The sequence below is a fragment of the Rhodovulum sp. PH10 genome, assembly GCF_000293785.1.
In the GTDB taxonomy this organism is placed as follows: Bacteria; Pseudomonadota; Alphaproteobacteria; order Rhizobiales; family Xanthobacteraceae; genus Rhodoplanes.
The window spans coordinates 1-11,066 of sequence record NZ_AKZI01000175.1 but is presented as its reverse complement, the minus strand read 5'-3'; the positions used below and the strand labels follow the sequence as shown (position 1 = coordinate 11,066).

The 11,066-nt window shown below is 61.8% G+C and carries 8 protein-coding genes and 1 pseudogene; 3 read left to right on the top strand and 6 right to left on the bottom strand.

Features of this window, described 5'->3' with window-relative positions; all coding sequences use genetic code 11:
• Positions 1-7: 7 nt before the first annotated feature.
• Both A33M_RS25425 and A33M_RS25420 read right to left on the bottom strand, forming a co-directional pair.
• Complete coding sequence (locus tag A33M_RS25425) at positions 8-388, bottom strand: IS5 family transposase (protein WP_052027159.1); 381 nt, start codon at positions 386-388, stop codon at positions 8-10.
• Entirely contained in the window at positions 282-698 is a 417-nt protein-coding gene (locus A33M_RS25420) for a transposase (protein WP_083850590.1), read from the bottom strand. Before A33M_RS25420 ends, A33M_RS25425 begins: the two co-directional genes overlap by 107 nt.
• Before the next feature lie 506 nt (positions 699-1,204).
• Between A33M_RS25420 and A33M_RS20690 the strand changes: the two genes are divergently transcribed.
• Positions 1,205-5,860, top strand: a complete 4,656-nt coding sequence (locus A33M_RS20690; protein WP_008391579.1) for a 2-oxoacid:acceptor oxidoreductase family protein — start codon at positions 1,205-1,207, stop codon at positions 5,858-5,860.
• Positions 5,861-5,908: 48 nt separating this feature from the next.
• Complete coding sequence (locus A33M_RS23295) at positions 5,909-6,103, top strand: 4Fe-4S binding protein (protein WP_083850589.1); 195 nt, start codon at positions 5,909-5,911, stop codon at positions 6,101-6,103.
• Positions 6,104-6,311: 208 nt separating this feature from the next.
• Here A33M_RS23295 and A33M_RS20685 read toward each other — a convergent pair whose 3' ends face one another.
• Positions 6,312-7,271 (bottom strand): LysR family transcriptional regulator, encoded by a 960-nt coding sequence (locus A33M_RS20685; protein ID WP_083850588.1) that lies wholly within the window; start codon positions 7,269-7,271, stop codon positions 6,312-6,314.
• 202 nt (positions 7,272-7,473) lie between these two features.
• Positions 7,474-8,234 (bottom strand): annotated as a pseudogene (locus A33M_RS20680) (IS5 family transposase).
• A 644-nt stretch (positions 8,235-8,878) separates the two neighbouring features.
• Between A33M_RS20680 and A33M_RS20670 the strand changes: the two are divergent.
• Positions 8,879-10,147: an MFS transporter gene (locus A33M_RS20670; RefSeq protein ID WP_083850587.1), complete on the top strand. Its 1,269-nt coding sequence runs from the start codon at positions 8,879-8,881 to the stop codon at positions 10,145-10,147.
• Between the two features lie 148 nt (positions 10,148-10,295).
• On the opposite strand, the gene A33M_RS25275 is transcribed toward A33M_RS20670, so the two are convergent.
• Positions 10,296-10,556: an integrase core domain-containing protein gene (locus A33M_RS25275; protein WP_008391569.1), complete on the bottom strand. Its 261-nt coding sequence runs from the start codon at positions 10,554-10,556 to the stop codon at positions 10,296-10,298.
• Positions 10,557-10,736: 180 nt separating this feature from the next.
• Positions 10,737-11,066, bottom strand: a 330-nt coding sequence (locus A33M_RS20660; protein WP_040622265.1) for an ATP-binding protein, incomplete at its 5' end; no start/stop codon positions are given.

Here is an 11,066-nt window from a genome sequence, read left to right as displayed (position 1 = left end):
TCCGCCCTCACGACCATCCGCAGAAGGTGGGGCCAAAACGACGCTTACCGTTCTTCAAACGATTGAAGCAGCGCTCGATCTGATTGCGCAGGGCGTAGATGGCACGATCGATCTCGATCTGCACGCGCCTGTTCTTTTTCGTCGGGATGATCGGGACGCCACCGCGCACTTCGACAACGGCGCGAACGAAGTCGGCGTCGTAACCGCGATCGGCGAGCAGCACCTTGGGATCGGGCGCACTCTCCTCCATCAACGCATCATAGCCTTTGAGGTCGTGCGCCTCACCGCCGGCGATCACGGTTCCGATCGGCAGACCTTCTGCGTTGGTGCGGAGATGGAGCTTGGTCGAGAAGCCACCGCGCGAACGGCCGAGAGCATTTCGATGAATCCCCCCTTCCGCCGGCGGCGTGGTGGTGCGCCCGGATGACGGTGGAGTCGATCATCTGAAGGGTGTCCGGTACAGCGCCTTTACCGATCAATGCTTCGACCAGCACGTCCCACAGTCCGGACCGCGACCAGCGCAGAAACTGCCGGTAGACCGAGTTCCAATTGCCGAACTCGTGCGGCAGGTCGCGCCACGGCGCCCCGGTTCGCGCGATCCAGAAAATGCCGTCGAGAACGCGCCGATGGTCGCCGGCGGGCGTCCACTCTTCGGCCCGCTCGATATCACAAGGGTTCGAAAAATGTCCATTCGGCATCGCTCATCCGACCCCGAATCACGTCCGCCTCCTGTCGAGAGGCAGTCTTGAATCAAAACGGAATTCGACGGTCAATCGCTTTGTCAACAGGCCGTAGTGCCGCCGCACAAGTCATCTCTTTTTCGAATAGGCCCGCGTGAAATTATATCGCTTTCACAGACCGTGGAGTCGAGCCTACGTTTCGCTTCCTCGCACGTCAGGGGTGACCTAGCGAACCAAGTCGACGATCCTTCACCGACGAAGAGGAGCATCGGCGCGGTGATGCATCTCAGGGCGCGGGCACGTTTCGCGGAAATGCCGGATCGTTCGTCGTTGACCACCCTTGAACCCCCTTATCCAAGGAAGGGTACGTCGAACGAACGCCCATGGCTCCAGGCGGACTTGAGCCGTTCTATAGGGATCGACAACCCTCGTCGGCGGAATCTTTCCGGTGATCGAAATGGAAACCGGCGAATCCCGCTGAAGACCTGTGCGGACGCGCAGGCGAAATAGCGGCTGGATGGAAAATGAGCGCGAAATACCCTGGCATTCCTGCCGTCGTCAACGGGAACGCTGCCATCGCGGCGGTGATGAGCCACGTGTGTAACGGAGTGATCGGCTACCCGATCACTCCGTCCACGGAGATTTCGGAGATTTACGAGGCATTCCGCTCGAGCGGTGGATGCAATGTATGGGGCAAGCACCCCTTCTTCTTCGAACCCGAGGGAGAACACTCCGCCCAGAGTGGGGCGCTAGGCGCGGCGCTCACCGGCGGCAAGTTCGTGTCGAACGCTTCGTCGAGCCAAGGAATCCTGTACGGGATAGAGTCCCACTATGTGACGGTCGGCAAGAAGGTCGGCGGCTTCGTGTTGCATGTGGCGGCGCGCACGGTGTCTCGGCACTCGTTGAACGTGATGGCAGGCCACGATGACGTGTATGCGTTGCTCGGTTCGGGTTACACGATCCTCTTCGGCTCCAACGCACAGGAGGCAGCCGATCTGGCGGCGATTTCCTATAAGCTTTCGGCGCTTTCGCTGATCCCCGTGGCGAACGCGATGGATGGATTTGCGACCAGCCACGTTATGACCGAGGCGCGGCTACCCGAGTCGGAGCTGCTCCGGGAATTCCTGGGCGACCCTGCGGGACGGATCGAGTGCCCGACGGCGGCGCAGAAGATCCTGTTCGGCGCCAAGGGGCGGGTGCATCAACTGCAGCATTACCTCGCTCGACATCGGGACGATCTGCACCCGGAGCACGTCGGCGCGCTGAAGGTCTTCCTTGAGACTAAGGCCAGCGAAATCGAGCGCGACGGCGCCGGTGCACTCATCGAGCGGACCTTGGAATGGCTACCGGACGAGCTGCACGGGTCGTGGCGTCGGCAGTGGATCCACGCGTATGAAAAGGGGACGCGGCAGCTTGTCCCGGCACTTGTCGACGTGAACAATCCCGGCCTCACCGGCGGCGTGCAAAACCAACCCGACTTTCAGGCCGGCGTGGCCGATCACCGGACTCACTTCCTCGACGAGGTGCCGCAACTCGCTCGGCAGGTCATGCAGGAATACGCAGCGCTGACCGGTCGGACCTACGCCCCAATCGACACCTTCATGTGCGAAGACGCCGATTGCGTCATGATCGGCCTCGGGTCGGTTATGGACGATGCGCGGGCGGTGACGAAACATTTGCGGGCGTGCGGTAAGAAGGTCGGCATCGTCTCCGTCAAGCTGCTGCAACCTTTCCCGGAAGCAGAAGTCGCCGCCGTGCTGAGTGGCAAGAAGGCGGTGACCGTGCTGGAGCGCAGCGACGTAACGGCGCTGACTTCCTTTGTGCGCTGTTCGCTGCTGAAGGGCCTCGACAACGCCGAGGCGTCCCGCCATCCTGGAATTCCAAGCCACAAGGTCCTGCCGGTGATGACTACGGCGGTGTTCGGCCTCGGTGGCCACGATCTTCAACCGAGGCACCTCGTGGCAGCGTTCGAAAACATGGAGACGAACGGGCTCCCGTTCGTCTATCTCGGCTCGCAGTTCTTCGCCGGGACTCCTTCGCCGCGAATCGCGGCCCTGCAGGAGAAGCTCGAAACCGCCTATCCGGAAACGAAGCTGATGACCCTGCCGACGCGGCCGAACCCGCGTCTTCTGCCGAACTCGGCGTTTCGCATACGGTTCCACTCTGTCGGCGGGTACGGGACGGTGGCGACCGGAAAGCTTCTGACCGACATTTTGGCGGGCGTGCTCGAGCTTCACTCCAAGGCCGCGCCGAAATACGGCTCCGAAAAGAGCGGTGCGCCGACGAACTACTACATCACGCTGAGTCCCGAGCCGGTGTTGTCGTCGAACGCGGAACTCGAAGACGTCGAGATCGTGATCTCGCCGGACCACCGCGTGTTCAGCCACACCGATCCGTTACGCGGCCTCACCGAGGGGGGGACGTTCGTCCTGCAATCGCAGCTCGACCCACTGGCTGCCTGGATGGGGCTTCCCGCCGCTGCCCGCGAGACGATCCGGAGCAGGAAGATAAACTTCTTCGTCCTGGACGCCTTTGCGGTGGCGAAGCGGCATGCGCCGACTGTGGAACTCGAGACTCGCATGATGGGGATCGCGTTCATCGGCGCCGTGTGCGGTCACGTCGAGCGGGTGTCAGCGGGCGGTTCGGAACGAGATCTGCTCGACAAGGTTCGGCGACAGATCGAAAAGAAGTTCGCCCCCAAGGGCACTGCCGTTGTGGAAAGCAATCTTGCGGTGATCCACGACGGCATCCGGGCTACCCGCAGGGTGAACTACACGGAACCGGCGTTCGCCGCACCGGATGTGGGAGCGAGCATCCCCGAGCCGCGCACGACGGCGATTTCAGCATCGATGTGTCGGCCAGCCGGAGCGGCGCCCAGTGCCGGATTCAACGACCCGGACTACTACGATGCGACCGTCGGCGAGCCGTTCCGGAACGGGACGATCGCGGACGCGCCGGTTCTGCCCGGCGCCGGCCTGTTCATGCCGCCCGGCAGTGCCGCTTTCAAGGACAAAGGTTTGTTCCGACGAAGCGTCCCGACGTTCGCCCCGGACCTGTGCACGGGCTGCATGGAATGCGCCCTAGTGTGTCCGGATGCGGCGATTCCGAACAGCGTTCACGATATTCGTGACCTCCTCCTTACAGCCATCCGCCATGCCGACCTCACCGAGGCGAGCCGCTTGGTGCTGCTTGGCCACGTCGATGGCATCACCGACGCGATCCGGGACCTTTACCGACGCGAGAAAAAGAAGGCGCGGCCGTTCCGTGAAGTCGTCGCAGCTGCCGGGAGCGCAATCGGCGGCGTCGATGCGGCTCTCCGGGCCGGTTTCGACAAGCTCGTCGAGACTCTCGAAATATTCCCCGTGGCCAAGACCAGGCCGTTCTACGACGCGATGGAGCGGACGAAGCCAGGCAGTGGCGGCCTCTTTTCCGTCGTCATTGACCCGTGGAAGTGCAGCGGCTGCCTCGAATGCACCGAAGTGTGCGGGCCACACGCCCTGACGCCCGTCGAGCAGAACGCCGACTTGCTCACGACCCTGCAAGCGCAATTCGAGCTTCTGAGCCGGACGCCGAACACGCCAACACGGTTCGTCGAAGGCGACAACGTCCCGGCGCGACGGCTCATGCTCGACCGCAACAACTACTATGCAATGACAGGCGGCCACGGCGCATGTCGCGGCTGCGGTGAGGTGACGGCCGTTCGCCTGATGATGGCCGCCAGTCGCGCGATCCACACCCGTCGTCGCAAGCTACACGTCCGCGAACTCGAGAAGCTCGCCAGAGACCTCACCGAAAAGCTCGAATTGCTCGTGCGGAACGGCCCGGGTGGAAAGGATCCAAATCGAAAGGCACGTGTCGCCCGGACCGTCGCAATCCTCGAGAAACGTCTCTATCGTCTGGACTCCGGACCGACCGGCAACGGACCATCCGGCACGGTGATCGCCAACGCGACTGGCTGCAGCAGTGTCTACGCCTCGACGTTCCCGTTCAATCCCTTCACCGACCCATGGGTGAACAGCCTTTTCCAGGACGCTCCCGCTCTCGCAAAGGGCATTTTCGAAGGCTTGAGCGCGGATGCCGTAGAGGAAATCCGTGCGCTCCGGGTGGCTCGGCTCGAGCTCGATGACGCGTACGATCCCAGTAAGCACGACGAGCACTTCAGGCTGATCACCTGGTCGGACTTCACGTCGGAGGAACGCGCACTGCTTCCGACAGTGATCAGCATCGGCGGAGACGGTGCGACTTACGATATCGGCTTCGGCGCGCTGTCTCGGCTGTTGTCGACCGCGACACCCGTAAAGGTTGTTGTTCTCAACACCGGCGCCTACTCCAATACCGGAGGGCAGGCATCGACCGCTAGCTTCACAGGGCAGGATTCCGACCTCGCTCGGTTCGGGGATGCCCATTCCGGCAAGCAGGACGGACGCAAGGAACTCGGCTTGATCGCCGCGTTCCACCCCAATGCGCTCGTCGTGCAGACCTCGACGGCTCTACCTGGCCACTTCTGGACCAACATGATGAAGTGTCTGGAACGACATGATTCACCGGCCCTGCTCGACGTCTACACCCCGTGCCAGGCTGAGCACGGCATCGGCGACTCCGCCGCACGCGAGCATGCGAAGATGGCCGTCGAGAGCCGAATGTGCCCGGTGTTCGTCTACGACCCGCGCGGTGGCGATCACCTGCACGCGCGATTCTCGATTGCAGGTAATCCCGACGAGGACAAGGACTGGACGTCCACCGAGATCGACTACATCGAGAGCGGCCAGACCAAGCTTCTCAAGGTGCCGTTCACCCCGGCCCATTTCGCTGTCACCGAGAACCGCTTCAAGAAGCACTTCCGTCCGCTTCCGGCGGGGGCCAACGGCGTCCCGATTCACGAATACGTCGACCTCGACGAAACCGCACGACGCGGGAAAGCTCCGTTCATGTGGTCGACCGCCCCCGATCGAAAGCTGATCAAGCTCCAGGTCTCGGCAACGATCATCCGACTGGTCGAGGACCGGCGGAGAAACTGGCGAACACTCCAGTTCCTCGCAGGAATGCATTTGGCGAAGCTCGACGCTGCGCACCGCGAGGAACTCGATGCGGCGGAAAGGCGGTACGACGACGTGGTTCGCGAAAGCGAACGTTCGACGGAAACGGTAGTCCGAGCCATCTCGGACGCTTTGGGTGCGTGAGGCGGGCGAGTCGGTCCGCCCGACAAATTCCAGTCAGCAGGAGGTTGTATGGCTTACAAGATCATCGCGAACAACTGCACCGCTTGCGGTGCTTGCGAATTCGAATGTCCGAACTCGGCGATATCGATGAAGAACGAGGTCTACGCCATAGACCCCACAAAATGCATAGAATGCGAGGGTGATTTCGACGAGCCTCAGTGCGCGTCGGTCTGCCCGGTCCCGGGCACGTGCGTGCCCGCGTGACTCTGCGAGAACCGCGATCGTCTCGTATGGCTGCCGCCGTCGAGCGATCCATTGCTTAGTGATGCCTCGATCGGCAGAACGATCCTCCGCGGCAGACGCGAGAGCTGCGGCAGAGGACGGCGGCTTCCGAGCGCCGTCCTCTTCGAGTTCGCGAGTGGTGGCACCGGATGCGGCGCGACCGATGCTGGTGGTCAACTGTTCGCGTTGATCAGAGCGTGCTCTCCGTGTCGTCGTGACCGGTCCGCCTCCTTGTAGGAGCATGGGTGGCCTTTGCGTTGAACAGATGGATGAAGTCGCAAGAGTTTCGAGCTATCAGACAAACAGCGTTCATAAAGGACGAGGCGCTTTCGTTCCGGAACATCGCGACGTACGGGACTGGGGAAAGCGCCGGCTTGGTGCGAACCAAGACGAGTTTGTTCTCATTCATCAACGATCGATAGCAACGCCACGGCAGATGGCCGATGCCGACCCCGGCTACCGTCAGGCCAACAAGTGCTGTCAGGCTGTCGTTGCTGAGCGGCTTTCCGAGCACGACACCCTTCGATCGGAACCACCTGTTCAGGAAGAGCCCGAAGCCGGAGTTCCCGCCGGGGCACAAAATTGGGTAACGGGTGAGTTCTTCGAGCGTGAGAATCCGTCCGGTATCGACGATGCCGGGCTTCGCCATCCAAGCATTGACTACTTTTCCGACGCGTATGGAGCTGATCTCAGCGTCTGGAAAAGCTTCCGGTACGAAAATCAGATCGAGGTCGTGACCGTGGAGGCGATCGTACAAGTGACGTGCGGCCGCCACGTCCGGTTCGATCACCACGTTTGGATACTGCGCCCGGATAGCGGTTATGAAACGCGACAGCCACGTCATCGCCGTTAGCTCGGTAACGCCGATCCGGAGACGATGAACGGGGACCTCACCGCTGCTTCTAAGACGCTCGATTCTGTCGAGCAATGCCAGCACCTCGCGACCGAGCATCGCGACATGCTCGCCCTTTTTGGTCAGTTTGGCAGATCTCTGACTTCGGTCGAACACAGCCAGATCGAGGGCCGACTCGAGTTCCTGAATGCGCTTGGAAACAGCCGACTGCGTGGTGTTCAGGCGACTTGCCGCATTCTTGAAGCTGCCGAGTTCCACTATCCAGTGAAGTGCTTCTAGTTGCCTGTGGGAAATCATCTACGTGCCCGGTCTGAATCTAGGCAGATCGGTGTTCTTGTATCCGACGGCTAAAGGCGTTTCGAGCACGAACAGCGAAGCGACCTATTGGCGCCAGCATGGCAGCCATCCCTGGGGGGAGATCACTAGGCGTTGGTTGCATGAACGCTTCGTAACATGCAGCCACTGAAATGGACCCCGATTTTGGGACTAGGGTCGGGACTCAATTGAGCCACCAGACGACGGTCACGGCGAGGATGGCGCCTGCGAGGAAGTTTCTGGCGAGCTTGTCGTAACGCGTGGCGACACGGCGGAAGTCCTTGAGCCGCGAGAACATCCGCTCGATGCGATTGCGCCGCCGATAGGCGATGCGGTCGTAGGGGATCGGTCGCTTGCGGCTGGTGGTCGACGGGATCACGGCCTTGGCGCCGCCCTCGGCGAGCAGACGCCGCAGGCTGTTGGCGTCGTAAGCCTTGTCGGCGATGAGGCCCGTGATCGGCCCGACCCGGGCGATCAAGCTCGGCGCGAACGTGATGTCGGCGGCGTTGCCGGGAGACAGCAGCAGCACATGCGGCCGACCGCCGTGGTCGGTCAGGGCGTGGATTTTCGTCGTCCGTCCGCCGCGCGAGCGGCCGATCGCCTGACGGAAGGCCCCCCTTTTCCGCCCGCCGCCGAGCGGTGGGCCTTGATGTGGGTACTGTCGATCGCGACCGTCGCGATGATGCCTGTCGACCCCGTCAGCGCTTCGAAAATCTCGAACCAGACGCCTTGCCGGCTCCAGCGATTGAAGCGGTTGTAGATCGTCGTGTATGGCCCGTATTCCTTCGGGCAGTCGCGCCAGCGGGCACCGATCCGCAGCATGTGCACGATGCCGCTGATCACCCGCCGGTCGTCGACCCGGTGGGCCCCACGCCGTCCACGCGGCAGATGGGGCTCGATCCGCGCCCACTCGGAATCGCTCAGCCAGTAAAGCTGCTTGCTCATCAAGGGCTCCGTGCCCCCCGGAGCCCTTGAATCAGTCAACGCACCGCATCGCAAGCAAATTGAGTACGGACCCTAGGGTCGCCTTTACGCGTCTGATTGCGAACCCATGCGTATCGGCAGCATCGATATAAAAATGTGACCTAGAAGGATGACGTTTTTTCGCTTTTTCTATTTGCTCGGACCACTAAGCTAACAATTAAATGGATTAGCAGCGCGAGTTGCTGGAGACGAGTGATAAATGCCTCAAATGGATTTGTCCGCGGCGTCGCACAGATGCCGATACGTGTCTGTCACCGGTTGCGGCTCCGCGGTCGTCCGGACGACTGCCTCGTGGCGTAGCGCCGTATGATCACTTTCAGAACGCGTCTTTCAGCGGCCGCCGAAGCGTCCATCGTATTCCTCCTCAGAACGGATGTCCGATGTCGCTGCCATGCGGCGGCTGAACCGGGTTTGGCGCGGCCCCGTACGAATCGTACTTGGGCGACACATCGCACTCGGCCGTATGTTCCGCATATGTGCCGTTCAGGTACTAGTGAAGGGATCGTCTACACGCATAGGGCGAGCCGCAGAGCCTTTTCAGACATCGAATCGAGATCTGCACCACTGCTGCCCCTCTCCGCGGTCTCCACCTGGAAAGCTGACCGATGAGCGCCGATTCGATCGAGAGCCACCGGACTGCGTCTGGACGTCCAGTTCAGCGTCGCACGGTACCTATCCGACGCTGGCTGACCCTCGGACTGGTCTGGGCAGCATTTTTCATCAGTTTCGTCGACCGACTCACGTGGAGCAATGTTTCGGTGTCCGTCGGCTCTTCGTTAGGGCTGGAAGTCGCGGCACTCAACGTCTTCGTCACCGCGTTCTATACCGGCTATGTCCTGTCGAACGTGATTTCGGGGATAGCGACCGACTGGTTCGGCGGGCGCATGATGCTCACTCTGGCGCTTTTGCCGCTCGGAGCGGCCACCGCCACGTTCGGCTTCACGACCTCGGTCGCATTCGGCCTCGCAACGCAGGCCTTGATGGGCTTCGCGGCGGGAGCGGACAATGCCGCGGGCGTGAAGCTGATCACCGGCTGGTTCGGTAAGAAGGATCGTGGACGCGCAATGGGACTCTACTTCACGGCGCCGACGTTCGGAGTGATCATCACCAATGCGCTCGTTCCGGTGTGCATCCAGTGGCTAGCGTGGAGCACGATTTACCAACTGTTCGGGTTCGTGACGATAGCCATCGGTATCGCATGTTTCGTATTTCTGCGCGATGTCCCTCCGGCGCCCAACGGGGAGCCCGAACGAGTCCACGAGAAGCCGAAGCTCACGAGTCTGTTCCGCAACCGGGACTTGATCTTCCTCACCTTGGCGGGATTCGGCGCGATGTGGGGGAGCTGGGGCTTCACCTTCTGGGTGAATGCGCTGATGATCCGCGGTCACGGAATGTCGCCGATCGTCGCCGGAGGAATCGTCGCACTATTCGGAGTCGGGGCCATTTTCGGGAATCCCTTAATGGGCTTGCTCTCTGACCTTCTCGGGGGCGTCCGTAAGGTGCCTATCATGTTGTGCCTTTCGTGCTTCACCGTGCTTCTCTTGGTGTTCGGCGGTCTCCACACTGAGCAGCAGTTCCGACTGTTCGCCCCTGTCTTGGGTGTAGCGGCGTTCGTCTATATGCCGTTGCTGAGCACGATGGTGGCCGAGGTGGCCGGATTGGCGCTCGCTGGATCTGCCACCGGGATCACCAATGCGTGTTGGCAACTCGGGACGATTTTGGTCCCCGTTGTGGTGGGCATCGTGTTTCAGTCGACCGACTCGTTCTACAGTGCGTTCGTGACGCTGGCCGCGGGTCCAGTGTTCGCAATTGCCTGTATGACGCTCGTCCGCGAACCGCGACCCTCCAGGGCACAGAATTTCCCACGGGAATGAGATTGCGACGAGAGGAGGCTACAGGACTGCTCTGGCAACCTCCATCCGTCAGCGGTAACGTGCCGGAAAGAACTGAAATGGACCCCGAGCCGAGGACCACTGGCGGGGTGTTCTTAGTTGGAGGCTCGGCTGCTCCTATTCTTTGATATCATGCCGCCAAGCGTTTTGTTTGCGGCTGTGGGCTTGGGGGCAACGCGGCTGCGTTGTCCAGCATGTCCACAGCCTCGCTGGCGGCACCGGCGCGCCACACCGTCATCGGCGTGCGATAGCCGAGCGCCTGATGGAGCCGCCGCTCGTTGTAGAACGTGATCCACGCGGCGATGCCGGCCTTCGCCTCCCGGCCGTCGGTGTAGTGCTTCAGATAGACGTCCTCGTGTTTCAGTGAGCGCCACGACCGCTCGATGAACACGTTTGTCAATCGGCGAGCAATCTTGACCCCGGATCGGCGTCGAACTTTGACCCCCTGGTTTCGTGTTGAAGGTGGCCGGCTGTCTTTCAGGACGACGGTTGTTTCGGGTGTGTCGGCGGTGTCGTGTCGGAGGGAGGGCGGAGCCCGACCGGAGGCACGATACCGCCGACGGCGCCGATCTCAGGCCCGGTGTTTGAAGCGCCAGCTGTCGTTGCCGGTCTCGACGATGTCGCAGTGATGGGTGAGGCGGTCGAGCAGCGCGGTCGTCATCTTGGCGTCGCCGAACACCGTCGGCCATTCGCCGAAGGCGAGGTTGGTCGTGACCACGATCGAGGTGCGCTCGTAGAGCCGGCTGATCAGGTGGAACAGCAACTGACCGCCGGACTGGGCGAACGGAAGGTAGCCCAACTCGTCGAGGACGACGAAGTCGAGGCGGCAGAGCCAGTCGGCCATTCTTCCCTGGCGAACGGCAAGGCGTTCGTCAGCGGCAAGGCCGTTGATGGCACGCTC